Raw genomic sequence first — 20617 nt, 5'->3', positions numbered from 1 at the left:
TTTCTCTGTTTTCTGTATTTCAACATTGTCTGAAAGTATCCCGTTTCTATAACTTGCGATTGAGATAGCCGCCAGAGTTATTTAAGATGCAAACATAACCTGTTTACTTAGGACTCGCTCATGTCAGAGCCAACCATACCTGAATCAACACCGCCTGAATCTGCGCCGAAAAAAAACACTCGAAAATTTTCCCTATGGGCGATAGCACTCACACTGTTTATTGCGATTCTTAATATTGGTGTCTATTTTTATCAACTTAACTTTGCAGCCCCACTTGAATCTCAGGAATACAATTTGTTGCTCTTCGGAGCGAGCGTCTATCAACTCTCTCTCACAGGTGATTGGTGGCGTTATCCTATTAGCATAGTGCTACATTCTGGATGGCTACATTTAGGATTAAATACCCTTGCCTTACTGGTTATTGGTATTGAATGTGAGCGCGCTTTTGGTAAATTCCGTTACCTTGCCATCTACCTATTTGCAGGGATTGTAGGGTCGTTTGTCAGTTCAGCTTGGCAATATCAAGAAGCCTTAAACAGTGCAATGCGCCGCTTTGACATGATGTCATGGAGTAGCCTGCTACAGAATGATAATACCGTCTATATTACTGTCAGCTTGGGTGCGTCTGGCGCGATTATGGGTCTCGCTGCTGCATCGGTGATTGAACTCTTAAAACAGCTCAATAACCCTGACCTCACTAAAGACGCTCGCGATACCCTTAAACGCCCGCTCTATAATATTATTGCCATGATTGCATTAACCTTAATTAACGGGATGCAATCGGGGGTGGATAATGCTGCTCATATTGGTGGCGCGCTTGCAGGTGCCGTAATCGGCTTTGCTTTCGTTCTCATTCCTGCCAAAAAGTACGTGTTAGATTTACTCGTCGTGTTAATCATGGGGGGTATTTTAGCGCTCGTTATCCACCAGCAATCATTTTCGACCGATGAAGGTCTTGTTGCTGAGCGTGAATTTATCTACCAAGAACTGAATAAAGAGCTTAACTCAGCCAAAGCAGAGCAAGCTAAGCGAGTGATGGAAAAAACTGCCGAAAAGGAGCTTGCATCACTTCCCGCAGCACAATCTGAAGAGCAAGTTGCTGGTATTCAAGTTCAAGCCCCTCAATTAATTGAACCAAGCTTTATTCTCAGTGATGATGCCCACCAGCGAGTCTTTATCACGGATGAAGAAGCCAACCTGGTTAGTGCTTACTCTTCTACTAATGGTGATTGGAAACTACTATTTACTATCCAGCTTCCATTACCTAAAAATGAAACGGGTTGCAGCTCTAATCGCTGCCGTGGAATGGGTGCCTATGGGGCTTCGCTCAGCACCGATGGAAAGAAACTGTATGTTGCTTCACTTCAACCAAATAGTGTGAGTGTGATTGATATCGACACGCAAAAAGTAGAAGCCAATATTGAAACCAACTTTTTCCCACGCCAAATTTATGTGATGAAAAATAGCCCTCGCGCATTTGTCACAAGCGGCGTAGAAAACAGTATTGCAGTGATTAACCTTGCCAATAATACTGTCGAGAAAAAACTCACCTTCCCTGATAGCCAAGAGTATCAAGGCGCTTTCGGCATTCAAATGCCCGCCGCGCTTTCCCCCGATGAAAAACATTTAGCGCTGTATGATAATGTCACCCAAGCTGCCTATCTGTTAGATACTCAAACACTTACGTTTAGTGCAAAACCGTGGTTTACGGTAGAGAATTATTATGACTCTGTTAGAGAGTTTTATTTCACACCAGATAGCCAATCCATCTGGATGGTGACAGATACTCGCTTTGTTTTCGCTCATGTCACAGCACCAACCTCACCTATCACGGAATATCATTGGTGTGGAAATAATAGCGATATACAGTATGGTCGATATGGCATCAATACGGCATTAACCCAAGCTTACTATTTGCCACAATATCCTAGTGAGGCCCAAGTTCCGCTGGTCACCACCAGCCTCAAAACATTGAATATCCATAATGTTCTGCCGATCCCAACAAACAGTGACTATATTCAAGGGATCGCTGAAACGGAGAACGCTTGGGTGGTGACTTATCCAAAATCATTTTATGTGGTTGATAAACAAAAATCCGTCGATAGGAATACTATTAGCCCATTACTCTGTTTTGGTGGAACACCAAACGAATAAACCAATATACGGCATCTTATTGTTTTTCAATTCGATACCATTACCTTATACGATATTGTCTTAGACGATATCGTCAACCGAAACATTATGAGCCATATTGACACGATTTTACGTTACGCGACTTGCGTCACGAAATTAAGTCAAGTAGCCTATTAATTGTTACCATTAATTATTATAGGCATTAATTATTCAAGGCGAGGACATGAGGAAACGTCTGCTTTATGGTCTATTAATACTGGCAGGGATAGCTTTCGCCACTGTTATTTTACTCGACCGCTGGATCAGTTGGGAAACCGCGCCCTATATCTATGAAGATGTAGAGCAACTGCCTGCCCGCGATGTTGGGATGGTTCTCGGCACATCGAAATATTATGCCTCCGGTGCCACTAACCTCTATTATACCTATCGAATTAAAGGTGCTGCGGATGCCTATCACAGCGGCAAAGTGAAGTACTTACTCCTGAGTGGTGACAACGGCGCGCACAATTACAATGAGCCTATCGCCATGCGTAAAGACCTCATCAAAGCTGGCGTACCCGCTTCAAAAATTGTGCTCGACTTTGCTGGTTTTAGAACCTTAGACTCCGTGGTTCGTACGAAAAAAGTGTTCGATACCGATAACTTCACCATTATCACCCAGCGTTTTCATTGTGAAAGAGCGCTATTCATTGCTAAGCACAAAGGGATTGATGCCCAATGTTTAGCGGTACCGACGCCAGAAGGTATGTTTAAAGTGCGGATACGTGAAGTGTTTGCCCGTTTAGGTGCACTTGCCGATCTCTATATTCTCCAGCGTGAACCTAAATTTTTAGGGGAGCAAGAATCCATTCCTGCTCCAATAAAAATGCCTGATGGCACAAAGGGCTACCCTGCAGTAACCCCCGATGAGCTAAACAAACTCAATTAATGTTCGGATGGTGAATGGCGATTTAAAAGATAAAACAGCTTGTCTGTCAGTTGTCGCCAACACCATTCCACAGGCCCTTGCTTAAAGAAGCTCAACCAGCAATAAGAAAACAGTAAATTGGCACACCAAATGGGTGGAATGAACGCTAACAGTTCCACTCGGGTAAACTGATAAAAATAGCCCAAATGGTAAAAAATGGTGGTACAAATCAGTGTTTGAAGTAAGTAATTACTCAGTGCCATCCGCCCTACATTTTGTAATGCTTTCGCGAGCACACTTCGGCTCAATGCCCCCCAAAACCCATACACTAACGCAATATAGCCCAAAGACTGAAACGGCACCGATAGCTCATTAATGATATAACCAACAATCGAGGTATCAAAGTAACGCCAACCGAAAAGACTTTGAACATAGAGAGCCACGGACTGAATCGCTACCGCTGGGAGAATTAATATAATGGCTATTCGGCGATAATGCTGCTCGGTAAACTGCCCTTTTAGCCAACCATTTTTCAGTAACAGCGCTCCAAGGATCATCATTGCAACCAGTTGCCAGCCATACTGGATCACCAGCAACTCAACCATCATCGCCACTTCACCCGCGCGATATGCTATCCCTGTCATTCCGCCAATGCGATGTTGCCAAGCATCAAGAAACGCTTGGTCTGCTGTGATCTGCCAAAAACTGGTATCCACCACATTACTGCCAATGGCAAATAGAATAACCAAACCAATCAAATAGATAGAAATGGCAATTTTGAACAAGGTGGAAACTGCATAGTGCGGCAGCACCATTATCGCAATCAGCCCCGTCAAGGAATAGGCGAGAAGAATATCCCCATCCCAAAAACCAATTCCATGAATCAATCCAATAATCGCTAAAATAATCAGTCGGCTACGTTGCCACAATATTGCGCGATAACTTAGTAAGCCTAATGTAGCGCCAAAAAGTAGGGAAAAAATACCCAGAAACTTCCCTTGAAAGAAAAGATTAAAAAACACCCAAACCGCCGCATCAGAGGATGATACTTCAGGGGTGTAATAGGGATTAAGATAGGCCGCTTGTGGCAATGCAAATCCAAAGATATTCAGCAATAAAATACCGAGGATGGCAATGCCACGTACTGTATCAAGTTGCCCGATACGGCTTTTAGGGGCAACTGAAACGGTAGAGGTCATAAATTAGAGATGGCGAACCGCACGTAAGAATTCTTGACGTGTGTTTTGGCTAGACTTGAACAGCCCACCTAATGATGTAGTCGTCGTTGCACTCGTCGCATCACGTATACCACGGGCTTTCACACAGTAGTGAACTGCATCAATAGAAACCGCAACATTCATGGTGCCTAGCAACGTTTGCAAAGCCACTAAAATTTGCTGAGTTAAACGTTCTTGAACTTGTGGTCGCTGTGAGAAAAACTGCACAATACGGTTGATTTTCGATAAACCAATCACTTTGTCTTTAGGGATATATGCCACAATCGCTTTACCGTCGATCGTCACAAAGTGATGCTCACACGTACTGGTCAGAGTAATATCACGCACAGTGACCATTTCATCCACATTCATTTTATTTTCAATTAATGTGATTTTTGGGAAGTTTGCGTAGTCAAGACCTGAAAAAATCTCATCCACATACATTTTTGCGATACGGCGCGGGGTATCAGCCAAGCTATCATCGGTTAAATCTAAGTTCAGCAACTTCATAATTTCGGTCATATGCCCTTCAATCAGTTGCTTACGATCCTCTCCGGATTTTGGCTGGATACGTAACGGGGTTTCAAGCCCTCTGGCTTCCAAAGCAGCATGAACTAATTCGGCCTCTTTACTCAGAGATGACATAGGATCCTCCACAGATGGTATAACGCTATTTTTATAAAAATGCAGGTGTGCGCGGTACTCTAAAGCAGCAAGTGCAGATAATCCAGTAATACATCTATCAACAGCATGAAATATTTGCAGGTTATCGCGCGACTCGATCCAGAATACTCCTGGCAATTTAAATAACTATTTCATTATTTAAATGCGATTAATAACATGCTTTATTTTATCCTTTTTAATAGACCTGTTTTAGCAAAAATCGTGTTATTTAATAGTGAGTTTATTAAAACAACGCAATACGTGACTCAAATGACACAAACTATCCACTCAAAAGCTATCAGTAATCAATTTCTATTCATTCACCCAATGCGCTATATCTGACATAATACCGCCAACAATTTATTTTAAGCCTCGAAGGCCAATAACAAGATTAAGGGGTAACGATTTATGGACCAGTGTCATACTAACGGTTTGATTTCACTAGAGCTTGCATTAGAAAAATTACTTTCAAACACCACAACGGTCACTAGCACTGAAATCATCCCATTAACTGAGTCTGCCCAACGTATTATTGCCGAAGACCTCATATCTCCTATAAATGTCCCGCCGTTCGATAACTCCGCGATGGATGGTTATGGTTTTCGCTTTGCTGATTGGGATGGAAAAACCCCGATGCCCGTCGCTGGAAAGTCCTTTGCCGGCAACCCAATGGAAGGGAAGTTACCCGCAGGTAGTTGCGTACGTATAATGACGGGAGCGCCTATCCCAGAAGGCGTTGATACCGTTGTCATGCAAGAAGCAACAGAGCAAACTGACCAAGGAATTATTTTTACGGAAAGCTTCAAGCAAGGAAACAATATCCGTAAAGCTGGCGAAGATATTGCCCAAGGTAGCGTGGTATTTCCAGCGGGAACCTTATTGTCCACCGCACAGCTTCCATTGATAGCGTCTCTAGGAATTGCGAATGTTACTGTCCAGCGCCGTTTGAAAGTTGCCGTGTTCTCAACCGGCGATGAACTTCAAGCGGTAGGCGAACCTCTGGCTGAAGGTCAAATTTATGACACCAACCGTTTTGCCGTTCGCTTAATGTTAGAAAAACTCAATTGTGAAGTGCTGGATTTCGGCGTGATCCCCGATTCACCCGAAAAACTCAAGCAAACCTTTATTGAAGCTAACCAATGTGCTGATTTAGTTATCAGCAGCGGCGGCGTCTCTGTCGGTGAAGCGGATTACACCAAACAAATTTTGGATGAACTGGGAGAGATTGGCTTTTGGAAATTAGCCATCAAGCCAGGTAAACCTTTTGCATTCGGCAAGCTAAGTTCAGCATGGTTCTGTGGCTTACCAGGTAATCCTGTCTCTGCCGCACTGACTTTCTATCAGTTAGTTCAGCCATTAATTGCTCGTCTCTGTGGTCATAGCCAATGGAAAGCCCCTGTCCGCTTCAAAGTACCTGTCACTACACCGCTGAAAAAATCTCCGGGACGCCTTGATTTCCAACGAGGTATTTTAAGCGTCGATGAACAAGGCCAACTACAAGTGGCGACTACTGGGCACCAAGGCTCACATGTTTTCAGTTCTTTTAGCCAGGCAAACTGCTTTATCGTATTAGAACGCGAGCGTGGGAAAATCGCGGCAGGCGAAATGGTTGATGTGGAAATGTTCAATTACTTATTAAAAAGTGAGTAAGACTGTGCAAGAGCTGACTGATCAGGAAATGCTGCGTTATAACCGCCAAATTATCTTACGCGGCTTCGATTTTGACGGGCAGGAAAAGCTGAAGGCAGGTAAAGTCTTGGTCGTTGGGCTTGGAGGACTTGGCTGTGCTGCAACGCAATACCTTGCTGCAGCGGGTGTTGGGCATTTAACCCTCGTAGATTTTGATACCGTTTCCCTATCGAACTTACAGCGGCAAACCCTGCACCGCGATGCCACTATCGGTGAGCCTAAAGTAGATTCAGCCAAAGCGCAGCTAGCGGCCATCAATCCCCATATCCAGATTGATACGGTTAATGCGCAATTGGATGATCCTGAGCTAGAGCAATTAGTTCAACAGCATCATGTGATCTTAGATTGCACGGATAATGTTGCCATTCGTGAGCAGCTTAATCGCCTCTGCTTTAAGCATAAAACTCCCTTCGTTTCGGGTGCTGCAATTCGTATGGAAGGGCAACTTTCCGTATTTACCTACGAAGAAGGAATGCCCTGCTATCACTGCCTAAGTCGACTGTTTGGAGAAAATAGCCTGACATGTGTAGAAGCTGGCGTCATGGCGCCACTGGTGGGGACAATTGGCACATTAGAAGCGATGGAAACCATCAAGTTGCTGGCGCAATACGGCAAAGTCAATGTCGGAAAAGTGCTGCTATTTGATGCGATGACGCTGGATTTTCGCCAATTTAAACTCAATAAAGACCCCCACTGTGAGGTTTGCTCTTAAGATTATCCATGGCGAGCTAAGTCTCGCCATTTTTCTATCTCACCATTTTTTAAGATACAAAATTAGGAATATTCCTAAAAATTCATTTATCTTGTCTTTGGTCTTATACTATCCCCCTTTCGGGGAACCTCGTTATCCCTACTGATTTGAACTATGACTACATTCATCGTCACTGAGAAGTTAGTCATCACTGAGAATATAAATATGTCATTACCTCCTTGCCCAAAATGTCAGTCTGAATACACCTATACTGACAACGATATGTACATCTGCCCTGAGTGCGCGCACGAATGGAATGATGCTGAGCCAGTTGCTGACATTGATGAACTCATCGTAAAAGATGCTAACGGCAACTTATTAGCTGATGGCGATACTGTTACCGTAATCAAAGATCTTAAAGTAAAAGGTAGTTCTTCAATGCTGAAAATCGGAACCCGCGTTAAAGGTATCCGTTTAGTGGAAGGCGACCACAATATCGATTGCAAAATCGATGGTTTTGGTCAAATGAAACTGAAATCTGAGTTTGTGAAGAAAAACTAATTTTGAGGCTGTTCAGCCATTTTGAACGGCTAAATAAAAATAGCCCCGCGGGTATCACTCCGGCGGGGCTATTTTTTGATTCAAGCAAGATTAGATAACAACGCCTTGGCTTTTCAGGTACTCATCATAAGTACCTTTAAAATCAATAACCTTATCTTCTTTAATTTCAAGAATACGGGTGGCCAGTGAACTCACAAACTCACGGTCATGAGAAACGAAAATCAGCGTTCCTTGATACATTTCTAACGCTAAGTTCAATGATTCAATGGATTCCATATCTAAGTGGTTGGTCGGTTCATCCATAATCAAGATATTTGGCTGTTGCATCATCAGCTTACCAAATAACATACGACCCTGCTCACCACCGGATAAGACCGACACTTTTTTCTTGATATCGTCTTGAGAGAACAGTAAACGACCTAAAATACTACGAACCGCCTGCTCGTCATCCCCTTCACTTTTCCACTGGCTCATCCAGTCAAATACGTTCAGGTCAGTATCAAAGTCTTCTGCGTGGTCTTGCGCATAATAACCAATGTTATGGTTTTCAGACCATTTGACGATCCCGCTTGTCGCAGGTTGCTCACCGACTAAGGTTTTTAAGAATGTGGTTTTACCGATACCATTAGCACCGATAACGGCCATCTTTTCACCCACTTCCATTAACAGGTTCACATTTTTAAACAGAGGACCTTGATCATAACCGTTGGTGACCGCTTCTAATTCTAAAGCGTTACGGAACAGTTTTTTCTCTTGTTCAAAACGAATGAATGGGTTTTGACGGCTAGACGCTTTAACTTCATCCAATTGAATTTTATCAATTTGACGAGCACGAGACGTTGCTTGTTTTGATTTTGATGCGTTCGCACTGAAACGGCTGACGAACGATTGTAATTCAGCAATTTGCGCTTTCTTCTTGGCGTTATCAGATAACAGACGCTCTCTTGCTTGAGTTGCTGCGATCATGTATTCATCGTAGTTGCCCGGGAATAAACGCAGCTCACCGTAGTCTAAGTCCGCCATGTGCGTACAAACGGTATTTAAGAAGTGTCTATCATGGGAAATGATGACCATGGTGCAGTTACGGTCATTCAGCACTTGCTCTAACCAACGGATGGTATCGATATCCAAGTTGTTCGTCGGTTCATCAAGTAACAGAATATCTGGGTCTGCAAACAATGCCTGAGCCAATAGCACACGCAGTTTCCAACCCGGCGCCACTTCGCTCATTGGGCCATAATGTTGCTCAACCGGAATACCGACGCCTAATAATAGCTCACCCGCACGCGCTTCCGCGCTATAGCCATCCATCTCACCGTAAGCCACCTCGAGATCCGCAACGCGATAGCCATCTTCTTCGCTCATTTCTGGCATCGCATAAATTCTGTCACGTTCTTGCTTTACATCCCAAAGCTCAGCATGTCCCATGATAACGGTATCTAGAACGGTGAACTCTTCGAATGCAAACTGGTCTTGGCGTAATTTCCCTAAACGCTCGTTAGGATCCGTGGTGCTCACATTCCCTGCGGTTGGCGTTAAATCCCCACCCAGAATTTTCATAAATGTGGATTTACCCGCACCATTCGCACCGATCAGACCATAGCGGTTACCGGTACCGAATTTAACTGAGATGTTTTCAAACAGCGGCTTACTGCCAAACTGCATAGTGATATTGTTGGTTGTTAACACTGCGATGCCTTAAATTGATCTTTGTAGAGTCGCCCCGAGATTGGCTTAAGTGCCCTTATCTCGCCGACTTGAAGTCTGATAAGTATAAATAGCCGCGCATTATGCCATAATCCCGCGTTTAGATCTTGTGCTGATTTTGGCACGCAGCTATTTAGAAAAAAGGGGTAAATGGATGATTATTTATTTTTCGTAGGTTTTCACTGGCGGCGCTACATAGGTTTCAAACTGGTCTAATAAACTGGCTGGGGATGATTCCACAATCGCCATATGACGATATTTTTCATGTAAAAATCCCTCATCCGCCATTTTATTGGTCATATCAATCAGAGGCTGCCAGTAATTATTAATATTGAACAGAGCGCAAGGCTTTGTATGTAAGCCAATTTGGCTCCAAGTAAACACTTCACTGTATTCTTCTAAAGTCCCATAACCGCCCGGCATGGCGACAAAACCGTCAGCTAATTCAATCATTTTGCTTTTGCGCTGATGCATGGTGTCAACTTTGTACAGTTCAGTCAGATTTTTATGGGAGATTTCACGCTCTTCAAGCAGGGATGGGATCACACCAATAGCCTTACCACCTAAAGATAATACCGTATCGGCAACCGTTCCCATCAACCCAACACTCGCACCACCGTAGACTAAAGCGATATCACGTTTTACCAGCTCTTTTGCAAACTCAATAGCTTGTTTTTGATAAATCTCGTTAACACCTAGGCTAGAACCACAATAAACCGCAACACTTTTAATTTTTTTCATGTTCTATTTTCATTCCTATTATCATTCTTGTAAGCACAAAATTATACGGCACCCACAAAGAAGCTCAACTCACATTATTTTATTTTTATTCGTTATCCAATATTAAATAATATGATGAATTTTCCACTCTAAACAAAGCAATATAATCTGCATGAATTCTGTGAGATAATTCACGTCAATTTGCTGGCTTAGGGTAAATATCCCAATAAACCACCATTATTATTTAGATTCACCCATTTTATCTGTATATACAGTGCGGGTTTTATCGACGTTCCCAACGTTTTTCTGAGGTTTTTTATTCATGTCTGCCGATACTAAAAAGAGTGCTTTTCCGCTATTACCGATAGGCTTGCTATTACTGGCAATGATGTCAATCCAAAGCGGGGCCTCTTTAGCTAAAACATTGTTCCCACTTATCGGCGCACCAGGTGTTACCGGTTTACGTTTGTTGCTTGCCACGATTATTTTGTGCGTGATCTTTAAACCATGGCGTTTAAATTTCAGAAAAAGCTCACTGGGGCCACTGCTTGCTTATGGTTTATCTCTCGGAACCATGAACTACCTGTTTTATTTAGCGCTTGAGCGTATCCCTTTAGGGATTGCGGTCGCACTTGAGTTTACGGGCCCATTAGCCGTTGCGATGTTTTCTTCTCGCCGCCCTATCGATTTTTTATGGATTGGGCTCGTGATTGCTGGGCTCCTGTTCTTACTGCCTATCGGCAATAACATTGACTCTCTCGACCTGGTTGGTGCCGCTTATGCCTTAGGTGCCGGTGTCTGCTGGGCGATTTATATTATCTTTGGGCAACGCGCTGGTGCGGGTTACGGTGCCGCTACCGTTGCAGTGGGTTCATTGATTTCGGCACTCATTTTCTTCCCTATTGGGTTAATGCAAACTGGGGTTGAGGCGATGTTTGATCCTGCCATTCTCCCTATCGCGTTAGGTGTAGCCATTTTATCCACCGCATTTCCATATACGTTGGAGATGATAGCGTTAACCAAGCTGCCAGCGAAAACCTTCGGTACCCTAATGAGCCTAGAGCCTTGTATGGGGGCGTTTTTAGGTATTGTCTTCCTGCAAGAGCATTTAACTATGACCCAGTGGTTAGCACTGCTGTGTATTGTATGCGCGTCGATTGGTTCAACATCAACTTCGGTACCCAAATCAAAGATTGAAAAAGTATCGTAAATAATTAGTGATATTCACTTTTATCAAAGGCTAATAGGTATTTCTATTAGCCTTTTTGCTTTTTTACTCATTTCTTTATTTCATTATCTTGTAAGGTAATATTCATTTATTTGAAATGTCATACCGATAGATTCAATTGGTAAAACCTAAATAAACAAATATCTAAAAAAAAATATCATCACCTTGCCTATTAAAGTAATAGATTATTACTTTATGACATTCCTAGCTTTACACTCTATATTTATACGCAGACAAGATAATTGAATCAATTTATATTTAAGAGAGGAAATTCTATGAATACTGCAAAATTATTTAAAACCTCTTCAACTGAACTTTTATATACCCGTAATGATATTGAAGATAGCGTTAAATTAGAAACCATTGGTATCTTAAACATGATGGTTATCCATTTCACCGATCTCTCTTTAATCACTAAACAAGCCCATTGGAATATGCGCGGTCGTAACTTTATCGCGGTACATGAGATGTTAGATGGCTTTAGAGATAGTATCGTCGGGCACTTGGATGAATTCGCTGAGCGTGCGGTTCAGTTGGGTGGCGTCGCCACAGGAACATCACAGCAAGTCAATAAATTCACGTCGTTAGAAGCTTATCCTTTGGATATTCATTCTGTACAAGACCATTTAAAAGCGTTGGCAGAACGATATGCCGTTGTTGCGAATGATATTCGTAAAGCCATCGACGAAGTTGAAGATGAAAATACCGCAGATATGTTTACCGCCGCCTCTCGCGATCTGGATAAATTCCTGTGGTTATTAGAAGCCAATATTGAGTAGTGTCGTAAAATAGAGTCAATATATTGACCATGAGACCACTTCGGTGGTCTCAATTTATTTATCATCCTACTTCTCTGATGTTGGCATTTCAGGTTGTTCAATAGGGAAAATGGGTAACGAATTTAATAAACGTTTACCATAGTTTTTGGTTAATAAACGTTTATCATAAATGATAATTTCACCATAACATTCATGACTACGAATCAAACGCCCTGCTTGCTGGATCAAATTAAATGAAGCGCTAGGTAAACTTTGTACCTCAAATGGATAACGCTTTAAGGACTTCAGCCAGTCCCCTTCAGTAATAATCACCGGGTTTGTCACAGGTGGAAATGCAATCTTGTGAATATGCACCTGGGTTAAAAATTCCCCTTTTAAATCCAACCCTTCCGCAAATGATTGTAAGCCGATTAACGCACTTTTTTGCCCTTGTTTAATACGTTCACAGTGCGTCTCCACTAACCGGTAGCGTGGCTGATCCCCCTGCACTAAGAGTTGAAGGCGCAAATCCTTCACATGCTCAAGAAACCCGTCCATCGCTCGCTGGCTACTAAATAAGATCAATACCCCACGATGGTCACTTTCGGTAAATTGATGGCGAAAATAAGTTGCCATCTCTTTTAAATGCTCAGCTTCAGTTGCCATGGTTGGCTCATGCTGCATTTTTGGGATCACCAATTTACCCTGCTCAACATGATTAAATGGCGAGGTGAGCGTCACAAAACGGTCATCACTCTTTTCGGATAACCCCGTTAATTCCATAAAACGTGAATAGCTGTTCAAAGAGCGAAGCGTTGCCGATGTCACCACAATATGAGGCACATTTTTCCATAATAAATGTTGTAGCTGCTCACTCACGCGGATCCCTGCGCAATGCATAAAAATCCGGGACTGATTTTTTTCATAACGGCGGCTAAGCCATTTCGAAACAGGTGCACCCGAGCTTTGATCAAGTGAGGCTAAGCGCCACAATTTGGTCATATTTTCAAAATAACCCATAGCTCGGCTTGTCACTAAAATTGAACGGTGTAAACGCACAATATCTTGCTTTGCCGTTTGTTCCGTTAAGTCACTAAGAATCGCCTCTGATAGCCTGCGCAATGCATCTGTGAGCTTAAATAGCTCTTGGCAACATTGCTGCATGACCTCGGGCAAGATCCCCATTGGGAACAAATATTCTGACTCTTTGGATGTTTCCGGTAATAGCCCGTTCGCTAACAATGAAAAATCACGGAAACATTCTCGCAATTTTTCGGCGTGTTGCTGTAGCTTATCGGGATTAGTTAACTTAGGTGGCTTTGCAGGGTGGAACTGCGCTACATACTGCCCCACATGGTGAATAAAATTATCCACCTGTGCGGTAAGCTGAACTAGCGTAATTTCCCCCTCCACTTCTAAGGCATCTCTCGCCACATCGGGAACGTGATGCCCTTCATCAAGAACTAACAATAATTTTTTGGGATCCGGCAATACCGATTCTGTTTCCATTGCCGCCATCACTAAAGCGTGGTTAGCAACAACCACATCTGCATCTTCAATTTCACGACGGGCAATAAAAAAGGGACATCGTTGATAAAACTGACAATTACGCCCAAGACAGTTCATCTTATCGGTGCTAACTTTACGCCATAGACTATCGCTAAATGCTTTTTTATGGTGGTCACGCAAGCCATCCCAAGCAAAGCTATGAAAATCATTGCGTAATTGCTGGCATTGCGCTCTCTCTTCGCTGTTGGCAATTTCAGTTTTGTCTTCCACCAACAGCATTAAATCTATTTGTTCCCCTTCCGCAGCGCAGATAGCTTCTAAATTTCGGGGGCACACATAACGCGCTCGCCCAAATGCGCCTGTATATTTTAAGTCAGGAATAATTTTGCTCAGTAATGGCAAATCCTTACTAAATATTTGATCCTGTAGGGCGACGTTGGCGGTACTCACGACCAAGGTTTTGCCTTCTTCGCGCCCAACCGCAATGCCTGGTATCAAATAGGATAAGGTTTTTCCCACCCCTGTGGGTGCTTCAATAACTAAATGACGCCCCTGCGCATCCGACAAATTTTTCGCCACTTCAGCAATCATCTGCCGCTGAGGTGCCCGAGAGACGAACCCCTCGATTTGATTAGATAACCCCTTATACCATTGAGTTATTTGTTCTTTGATTTTATTTGACAGAGACATAGATACGCAGAAGACCAAGTAAAAAGGAGATGATAATCAATCAAAAAAGAGGCTGGAAAGCCCCTATTTCTCTTTTGCGAAACCCTTCGCAAAACTACTGTATTAATTTCCATTATACACAAATTCTGGAAAGCCTTTCGCAAAACACCAAATCGAGCCAAGAAAATACCCCGTAAAACTTGTTTGCTATCACCATCCAGTTATACTTTGGCATCTTCGTGTCAAATCAGGCTAATAAAAATGAAAAAAGTCGTCATCGCACTGTGCGCATTATGCGCATTGAGTTCTATTGGGGGTATTGTGCTTGCTGGGATGAATATTTACACCCGCTCCACGACACCTATAGAGCAAAATCAGGCTCAATCGCCATCGATATTACCTGCACCTAATCAGATCCAGTAATCATCCATTATTAATCAAACGGGACGGTGAGTTATGATGTACAACGATTATTTTGTAACACCAGAGTGGTTAAATTCACACCTTTCAGACAGTAATATTATTGTGCTTGATGTCTCTACGCCACCACCTACCGCCCCTTATGATTGCTACCAAAGCTACCTTGATGAGCATATTCCCCAAGCTCAATTTTTTAATCAAGATGAAGTCGCCGATAAGAGCTGCGACTTACCTCATATGCTCCCTGACGCCGCCACATTCAGTCAAGCTGTTGGAGCGATGGGGATTAATAATCAAACCCAAGTCATTATTTACGCACAAAATAACTTATTTTCATCCCCGCGTGCATGGTGGACTTTCCGTACTTTAGGCTGTAAACAGGTTAAAATTTTAGCAGGCGGAATTAACGCCTGGAAAGCAACGGGTTTCGCAACCCAATCTGGCAAAGTCACCCCACCCGAGGCTCAAACCTTTATTGCAGATAGACAAGATGCTAATGCGCTGAATCAACAGCAAATGTTAGAGGTTGCCACTGAAGGTAAAATTCAAATTATTGATGCGCGTGCAGCTGCCCGTTTTCTGGCTCAAGCCCCTGAACCTCGTCCGGGTTTAAGAATGGGCCATATTCCCGGCAGTAAAAATGTGCCTTGGGATTTATTAGTCGATAATGGGGAATATAAATCCCCCGAACAGCTCAAAGCTATTTTTACAGCGCAAGGTGTCGATATTCTCGCACCAACAGTCACAACCTGTGGTTCCGGCATGACGGCTGCCGTTGTTTTAATGGCATTGGTATTATTAGGTAATCCACATGTGCGCCTCTATGATGGTTCATGGGCGCAATGGGGGCAAGACAACGGGTTACCAATCGAACCTTAATCATTTTTTATTCCCTCATAAATAAACGTTAATTATGAGGGGATTTATTTATTCTATTTAAATAGAATATTATAAAAAGTTAATTAAACTAATTAGAATTTCTATTACTCTATTTTTATGGAGCTAATAAATAATGAATACATCATGGGAACTCTGGGTAATAAACCTAGGAACTTTATCTACCTTTTTAGGTACCGCAGCAACATTATGGGTTCTATTACAAACATCAAGATTAACGATTAAATTTAATCGAAAGGCATCTATTTATTTTCATAAAGAAAAGCTATCTAAGCTACTTAATGATTATTATAAACACTTATCAGAAGTTCATAATAAAAACACCTTTCATGAAGAAATGCATAGAAGGAAGTTACATAGTAGAATACAATCATTACACCATTATATTCTATTCATTGACTCTAAAGATAAAAAACTAATATCATCAATAAAACAATATAAAAGAAAAACCACAAAAATAACATCAATAAAAGATCATCATGATTTAGATATTAACCTATGTTTTGATATGTTAGATGAAGTAAATCTTCTACTTAATTATCTTGATAATATCATTGATATTTCAGCTAGAAAAATATGAGGAAAAACTAATGAGTCCAACAGAACGCAAAGTCATATCTAACGTATTTTTAAAAAGCCTAAAGCGCCAAATAGAATGGGAGCAAACAAAAGATATCCATCCAGCCATTAACCAGTCTCCAAATTTTTGCATTCTCGGATGTTATAATACAACAAACTTAGATAACATGGCTTTCTACTTATACTCATATCGTACTATTGATTTTAATCATTACACTGAGACACATAATTCTGTAGTGAAATTTTCTCTTACATTAATTGAAAATAACTGCATCACTTGGAATACATTTCATGATGATAGACTATTAACTCAGCTATTTGAAATTACTGCATTTGATAAATCATCAATACATAACTTCATGGAATCATGTGAAAACTAAAAAGTTAAAGCCACTCATTATTTAGCGAACATCATAATAGGTGGCTTTAATAAATATTTGATTGTGCGGTTAAAAGTCTTTTTTTCCGCAAAGTAGCTATTTGAAAAACACTACTTAATAAACATTCCCGCAAGGAATAACACGACAATGGCGCCGATCACGGCAACAACAAAACTACCGAAGTTAAAGCCATCCACCTTGCCTTTACCAAAGAATGTGCTGATGTATCCCCCGACAACCGCCCCGACGATCCCCAATACGGTCGTCATGATAAAACCCATTTGATAGGTTCCAGGCATTAACCATTTAGCTAAAACACCTGCGATTAAACCAAAGATAATCCAAGCGATAACGCCCATTTGAGGCCTCCAATATCTCTGTTGCTCTAAATTTCCTAGCACGATAACTTTGTTACACGATATAGACTCTTTAATCATTACATACGGTGATGACAGTATTTTGAATTAATCACCACCGTACATTGTAATTAAAGACCTAATCTCAAATTTTGCCAAATTTCATCATGTTAAGGTGATGCGACAGAAAGCTGCTCCACATGCAGTGCAATAACATCGGCGATTTGTTCCGCTGTTTTCAACGCTCTCACTTGAGAAAACAGTTCATCCGCCTGCTGGTACTCTTTACGTAAATAACTCAGCCACTGTTTGATACGAGCCGCATGGTAATGCCCTGTATCGCCCAGTTTTTCTAGCTCCGTATATTTAAAGAGTATTTTCCCGACCTGTTCCCAAGGCATCTTCGCGACATTATGTTTGATCACACGGCTCAAATTCGGCGTATTTAAAGCACCTCGACCGATCATAATCGAATCGCACCCAGTGATTTCCATACAGCGTTTAGCACTTTCATAATCCCAGATTTCGCCATTGGCAATCACGGGAATCGACAGTTTCTGACGAAGCTCACCAATCGCCTGCCAGTTAATACATTCCGCTTTATAGCCATCTTCCTTTGTGCGCCCGTGAACGGTCAATTCGGTTGCTCCCGCTTGCTGTACAGCATCCGCAATTTCGTGAGCAAACTGGCTGCTATCCCAACCCAAACGGACTTTCACAGAAACGGGTAAATCTTTCGGTACCGCCGCTCGCATTGCTTTAGCAGCATGATAAATAAGCTCTGGCTGCTTCAATAGCGTTGCGCCGCCACCGCTGCCATTTACCGTTTTTGATGGACAACCGCAGTTGAGATCGACACCCCAAGAGCCTAATTCAACCGCGCGGTTGGCATTTTCAGCCAACCACTCAGGATGCTGCCCTAAGAGCTGTACTCGAACCAGTGTTCCCGATGGTGTTCGACTACCCTGTTGCAACTCCGGACATAACCGATAAAACGTTTTTGCTGGCAACAGGGTATCGACAACTCGCACAAACTCAGTAATGCACAAGTCGTAGTCGTTCACCTCACTCAATAAACGGCGAACCAGAGAATCGAGTACGCCCTCCATTGGGGCGAGTAGTACACGCATTAGCTATCATTACGCCCTTGTCTAACGCGCTTCTGTGCATTTTTCCATGGTGAACCTGAAGTCGATTCAGATTGACCTTTCTCGGAATTTGCATTTTGGCGACGAGGACGGCTTGGACCTTTATTGCTGCTGCGCTCACCGCGGCTATCCTCAGAGCTACGGCGATTATCCGAACCACGACGGTTATCAGACCCACGGCGGCTATCAGAACCACGACGATCATTACGCTGAGAAGGCTTTTGAATCGGCTCAGCTTTGATTGATGGGTCTGGCTCGTAGCCTTCAATCTCCATCTGTGGGATGGATTTTTTCAATAATTTCTCGATATCTTTAAGCAGTTTAGCTTCATCGATACACACTAAAGATACCGCCATACCCGTGGCTTCCGCACGTCCAGTACGACCAATACGGTGAACGTAATCTTCCGCCACATTCGGTAGCTCAAAGTTAACGACATAAGGAAGCTGTTCGATATCTAAGCCACGAGCCGCAATATCTGTCGCCACTAATACACGGATATCCCCGGATTTAAAATCAGCTAAAGCACGGGTACGCGCACCTTGGCTCTTATTACCATGAATCGCCGCCGCTTTAACACCATCTTTGTTTAAATGCTCAGCTAAGCGGTTAGCGCCATGTTTGGTACGCGTAAACACCAGTACTTGCTGCCAGTTTTCACGCCCAATCATAAACGACAGTAATTCGGCTTTACGTTTTTTATCCACTAAATGAACATATTGCGTCACTTGCTCAGAAGCTGAGTTACGCGGAGCCACTTCAATGGAAACTGGATTGTTCAATAACTTGCTCGCCAACTGTTTGATCTCATCAGAGAACGTCGCTGAGAACAGAAGATTTTGGCGCTTTTTAGGTAATTTCGTGATTACACGGCGAATATCGTGAATAAAGCCCATATCTAACATTCGGTCAGCTTCATCCAAGACGAAAACTTCAACCTGCGATAAATCCACCGCGTTTTGATGTTCCAAGTCCAGTAAACGACCGGGTGTTGCGATCAACACATCTACACCGCCGCGCAATTTCATCATCTGCGGGTTAATACTGACACCACCAAACACAACAAATGAACGAATTCTCAAATGACGGCTATATTCTTTTACATTTTCAGCCACTTGAGCCGCAAGTTCACGGGTCGGGGTTAAAATCAATGCGCGAATAGGGCGACGGTTATTACCGCGTGGATTGTCCACCAGCTTTTGTAAAATAGGTAAAGTAAAACCAGCAGTTTTACCCGTACCTGTTTGAGCGCTGGCTAATAGGTCTTTGCCCGCTAAAACAGCAGGAATAGCTTGTTGTTGAATAGGCGTAGGGCTTTCATAGCCTAATTCATTAATGGCACGCAAGATTTCCTCGTTTAACGCGAGGTCAGAAAAACTAGTCAAATTAATTACTCCGGGCTCCACCGCTTCAATTTACTGGGCAGCTCTAGGGGGGAAGATTCGATATTCAATAGAAGAAAAGCGCAAACTGCCATGCGATACGCAAAAATTCTACCATCATTTGACCGTGATAAATATATTAATTTAGATTGATGAATAAACTAATACAAAATCTGCTTTATATAGTATATATACGTACACAAAACTAAAGATACATCCGTTTTCATCCTGCACAATGAATAAATGCCAACTAAGAGCATGCTAAAAATTATTTAATTCTGAATAAAAAGGAATGTTTATGAACACAAATTCGTCGCCAACATTACGCGGAGAGAGCGCCAAACTCCAACTTCTTCTCGCCGCTGCCGATGTTTATGGAGAACAAGGCATCGACGGGGCTACCACCCGCCAAATTGCCCAAGCCTCAGGGCAAAACATCGCAGCAATTTCTTATTATTTTGGATCTAAAGAAGGTTTATATCTCGCCGTTGCTCAGCAAATTGCTAACAATATCAAAGAGAGTTTCGCTGAGAGTATCACTCAAATAGATAACTTTATTAATCAACCTGCAGAGTTACAAAATTCTGAAGAAGCGCTCGAATTATTCAAAGAAACCATTATTTCGTACAATTTTTTTCAACTTAAAAAAGAAAACTTAAGCTTTTCACGCATTCTAGCTCGCGAACAACTGAACCCAACTGAAGCATACGGATTGATCCACGAACAAGCGTTAGGACCTATTCACTCACGGCTTAATCGCTTAATTTCCATCTATATTGGCGCGGATCCCAATAATCTAGCGACCTTGATCCACACGCATGCCATTTTGGGGGAAACCCTCTCTTTCCGCATTGCGCGAGAAACATTACTCAGACAAACCGGTTGGAAACACATCAACGAAAACGAATTTAAAATTATTAATCAGGTTCTTATTGAGCATATCGACATTTTATTATTGGGGTTACGTCATCGCCAACTAGCAGAAAAGTGATATGATATATGG

At 42.4% G+C, this 20617-nt stretch carries 20 protein-coding genes and 1 pseudogene; 13 read left to right on the top strand and 8 right to left on the bottom strand.

From position 1 onward, the window contains the following. Positions 1–120: 120 nt before the first annotated feature. The 3 genes and pseudogenes from H0913_RS18635 to sanA all read left to right on the top strand — a co-directional run. Positions 121–1011, top strand: a pseudogene (locus H0913_RS18635) (rhomboid family intramembrane serine protease); the annotation flags it as partial. Positions 1012–1035: 24 nt separating this feature from the next. Then, positions 1036–2154, top strand: a complete 1119-nt coding sequence (locus tag H0913_RS18975) for a hypothetical protein (protein WP_420720242.1) — start codon at positions 1036–1038, stop codon at positions 2152–2154. A gap of 202 nt (positions 2155–2356) precedes the next feature. Then, complete coding sequence (gene sanA / locus H0913_RS06060) at positions 2357–3061, top strand: outer membrane permeability protein SanA (protein ID WP_036949704.1); 705 nt, start codon at positions 2357–2359, stop codon at positions 3059–3061. Here sanA and yeiB read toward each other — a convergent pair. Continuing rightward, entirely contained in the window at positions 3058–4239 is a 1182-nt protein-coding gene (gene yeiB, locus H0913_RS06055) for a DUF418 domain-containing protein YeiB (protein ID WP_181478164.1), read from the bottom strand. The genes sanA and yeiB overlap by 4 nt on opposite strands. Positions 4240–4242: 3 nt before the next feature. Further along, positions 4243–4902 carry a GTP cyclohydrolase I FolE gene (gene folE / locus H0913_RS06050; protein ID WP_036949713.1) on the bottom strand — a complete coding sequence of 220 codons (660 nt, stop codon included), beginning with the start codon at positions 4900–4902 and terminating at the stop codon, positions 4243–4245. Positions 4903–5328: 426 nt separating this feature from the next. On the opposite strand from folE, the gene moeA reads away from it, so the two are divergent. The 3 genes from moeA (at position 5329) to H0913_RS06035 (ending at position 7861) form a co-directional block, all read left to right on the top strand. After that, on the top strand, positions 5329–6570 hold the full coding sequence (gene moeA / locus H0913_RS06045) for a molybdopterin molybdotransferase MoeA (protein ID WP_181478162.1): 1242 nt from the start codon (positions 5329–5331) through the stop codon (positions 6568–6570). A 28-nt stretch (positions 6571–6598) separates the two neighbouring features. After that, the gene (gene moeB, locus H0913_RS06040; RefSeq protein WP_154639013.1) at positions 6599–7321 is read left to right on the top strand and encodes a molybdopterin-synthase adenylyltransferase MoeB; all 723 of its coding nucleotides are present in this window, start codon (positions 6599–6601) and stop codon (positions 7319–7321) included. Positions 7322–7525: 204 nt separating this feature from the next. Continuing rightward, positions 7526–7861: a zinc ribbon domain-containing protein YjdM gene (locus tag H0913_RS06035; protein WP_006662278.1), complete on the top strand. Its 336-nt coding sequence runs from the start codon at positions 7526–7528 to the stop codon at positions 7859–7861. Between the two features lie 90 nt (positions 7862–7951). Here H0913_RS06035 and H0913_RS06030 read toward each other — a convergent pair whose 3' ends face one another. Together H0913_RS06030 and H0913_RS06025 are read right to left on the bottom strand one after the other, a co-directional pair. Continuing rightward, entirely contained in the window at positions 7952–9550 is a 1599-nt protein-coding gene (locus tag H0913_RS06030) for an ABC-F family ATPase (RefSeq protein WP_108479408.1), read from the bottom strand. Between the two features lie 180 nt (positions 9551–9730). Beyond that, on the bottom strand, positions 9731–10309 hold the full coding sequence (locus H0913_RS06025; RefSeq protein WP_154604364.1) for a TIGR00730 family Rossman fold protein: 579 nt from the start codon (positions 10307–10309) through the stop codon (positions 9731–9733). A gap of 301 nt (positions 10310–10610) precedes the next feature. On the opposite strand from H0913_RS06025, the gene rhtA reads away from it, so the two are divergent. Both rhtA and dps read left to right on the top strand, forming a co-directional pair. Further along, a complete protein-coding gene (gene rhtA, locus H0913_RS06020; protein WP_154604365.1) occupies positions 10611–11498 on the top strand; it encodes a threonine/homoserine exporter RhtA in 888 nt (295 codons plus the stop codon). A gap of 293 nt (positions 11499–11791) precedes the next feature. Beyond that, positions 11792–12295: a DNA starvation/stationary phase protection protein Dps gene (gene dps, locus H0913_RS06015; RefSeq protein ID WP_154604366.1), complete on the top strand. Its 504-nt coding sequence runs from the start codon at positions 11792–11794 to the stop codon at positions 12293–12295. A gap of 66 nt (positions 12296–12361) precedes the next feature. On the opposite strand, the gene dinG is transcribed toward dps, so the two are convergent. Then, positions 12362–14473, bottom strand: coding sequence for an ATP-dependent DNA helicase DinG (gene dinG / locus H0913_RS06010; protein WP_181478158.1), 2112 nt, complete (start codon positions 14471–14473; stop codon positions 12362–12364). 240 nt (positions 14474–14713) lie between these two features. On the opposite strand from dinG, the gene H0913_RS06005 reads away from it, so the two are divergent. From H0913_RS06005 to H0913_RS18860, 4 genes are all read left to right on the top strand, one after another. Continuing rightward, a complete protein-coding gene (locus H0913_RS06005; protein WP_165906914.1) occupies positions 14714–14875 on the top strand; it encodes a hypothetical protein in 162 nt (53 codons plus the stop codon). 36 nt (positions 14876–14911) lie between these two features. Continuing rightward, complete coding sequence (sseA, locus tag H0913_RS06000) at positions 14912–15751, top strand: 3-mercaptopyruvate sulfurtransferase (protein ID WP_181478696.1); 840 nt, start codon at positions 14912–14914, stop codon at positions 15749–15751. Between the two features lie 133 nt (positions 15752–15884). Next, positions 15885–16349, top strand: a complete 465-nt coding sequence (locus tag H0913_RS05995; protein WP_181478156.1) for a hypothetical protein — start codon at positions 15885–15887, stop codon at positions 16347–16349. Positions 16350–16359: 10 nt separating this feature from the next. Next, positions 16360–16728, top strand: a complete 369-nt coding sequence (locus H0913_RS18860; RefSeq protein WP_181478154.1) for a hypothetical protein — start codon at positions 16360–16362, stop codon at positions 16726–16728. Between the two features lie 110 nt (positions 16729–16838). Here the strand turns inward: H0913_RS18860 and H0913_RS05985 are convergent, their stop codons facing one another. The 3 genes from H0913_RS05985 to rhlE all read right to left on the bottom strand — a co-directional run bounded on the left by H0913_RS05985 (position 16839) and on the right by rhlE (position 19617). Beyond that, positions 16839–17087, bottom strand: coding sequence for a GlsB/YeaQ/YmgE family stress response membrane protein (locus tag H0913_RS05985; protein ID WP_036949742.1), 249 nt, complete (start codon positions 17085–17087; stop codon positions 16839–16841). A gap of 167 nt (positions 17088–17254) precedes the next feature. After that, on the bottom strand, positions 17255–18214 hold the full coding sequence (gene dusC / locus H0913_RS05980; RefSeq protein WP_181478148.1) for a tRNA dihydrouridine(16) synthase DusC: 960 nt from the start codon (positions 18212–18214) through the stop codon (positions 17255–17257). Beyond that, positions 18214–19617, bottom strand: a complete 1404-nt coding sequence (rhlE, locus tag H0913_RS05975; RefSeq protein WP_154604371.1) for an ATP-dependent RNA helicase RhlE — start codon at positions 19615–19617, stop codon at positions 18214–18216. Before rhlE ends, dusC begins: the two co-directional genes overlap by 1 nt. Positions 19618–19906: 289 nt before the next feature. On the opposite strand from rhlE, the gene cecR reads away from it, so the two are divergent. Then, positions 19907–20605 carry a transcriptional regulator CecR gene (cecR, locus tag H0913_RS05970; protein ID WP_154604372.1) on the top strand — a complete coding sequence of 233 codons (699 nt, stop codon included), beginning with the start codon at positions 19907–19909 and terminating at the stop codon, positions 20603–20605. Positions 20606–20617: the final 12 nt, after the last annotated feature.

This window comes from Providencia rettgeri (genome assembly GCF_013702265.1).
In the GTDB taxonomy this organism is placed as follows: domain Bacteria; phylum Pseudomonadota; class Gammaproteobacteria; order Enterobacterales; family Enterobacteriaceae; genus Providencia; species Providencia zhijiangensis.
Note: the sequence above shows the minus strand (reverse complement) of the source record. Positions and strands in the feature narration are given on the sequence as shown.

Excerpts from the sequence above, each read along its gene's own strand:
- H0913_RS18975 (WP_420720242.1), top strand. The coding sequence starts at position 1,036 with ATGGAAAAAACTGCCGAAAAGGAGCTTGCATCACTTCCCGCAGCACAA.
- sanA (WP_036949704.1), top strand. The coding sequence starts at position 2,357 with ATGAGGAAACGTCTGCTTTATGGTCTATTAATACTGGCAGGGATAGCT.
- yeiB (WP_181478164.1), bottom strand. The coding sequence starts at position 4,239 with ATGACCTCTACCGTTTCAGTTGCCCCTAAAAGCCGTATCGGGCAACTT.
- folE (WP_036949713.1), bottom strand. The coding sequence starts at position 4,902 with ATGTCATCTCTGAGTAAAGAGGCCGAATTAGTTCATGCTGCTTTGGAA.
- moeA (WP_181478162.1), top strand. The coding sequence starts at position 5,329 with ATGGACCAGTGTCATACTAACGGTTTGATTTCACTAGAGCTTGCATTA.
- moeB (WP_154639013.1), top strand. The coding sequence starts at position 6,599 with ATGCTGCGTTATAACCGCCAAATTATCTTACGCGGCTTCGATTTTGAC.
- H0913_RS06035 (WP_006662278.1), top strand. The coding sequence starts at position 7,526 with ATGTCATTACCTCCTTGCCCAAAATGTCAGTCTGAATACACCTATACT.
- H0913_RS06025 (WP_154604364.1), bottom strand. The coding sequence starts at position 10,309 with ATGAAAAAAATTAAAAGTGTTGCGGTTTATTGTGGTTCTAGCCTAGGT.
- rhtA (WP_154604365.1), top strand. The coding sequence starts at position 10,611 with ATGTCTGCCGATACTAAAAAGAGTGCTTTTCCGCTATTACCGATAGGC.
- dps (WP_154604366.1), top strand. The coding sequence starts at position 11,792 with ATGAATACTGCAAAATTATTTAAAACCTCTTCAACTGAACTTTTATAT.
- dinG (WP_181478158.1), bottom strand. The coding sequence starts at position 14,473 with ATGTCTCTGTCAAATAAAATCAAAGAACAAATAACTCAATGGTATAAG.
- H0913_RS06005 (WP_165906914.1), top strand. The coding sequence starts at position 14,714 with ATGAAAAAAGTCGTCATCGCACTGTGCGCATTATGCGCATTGAGTTCT.
- sseA (WP_181478696.1), top strand. The coding sequence starts at position 14,912 with ATGTACAACGATTATTTTGTAACACCAGAGTGGTTAAATTCACACCTT.
- H0913_RS05995 (WP_181478156.1), top strand. The coding sequence starts at position 15,885 with ATGAATACATCATGGGAACTCTGGGTAATAAACCTAGGAACTTTATCT.
- H0913_RS18860 (WP_181478154.1), top strand. The coding sequence starts at position 16,360 with ATGAGTCCAACAGAACGCAAAGTCATATCTAACGTATTTTTAAAAAGC.
- H0913_RS05985 (WP_036949742.1), bottom strand. The coding sequence starts at position 17,087 with ATGGGCGTTATCGCTTGGATTATCTTTGGTTTAATCGCAGGTGTTTTA.
- dusC (WP_181478148.1), bottom strand. The coding sequence starts at position 18,214 with ATGCGTGTACTACTCGCCCCAATGGAGGGCGTACTCGATTCTCTGGTT.
- cecR (WP_154604372.1), top strand. The coding sequence starts at position 19,907 with ATGTTTATGAACACAAATTCGTCGCCAACATTACGCGGAGAGAGCGCC.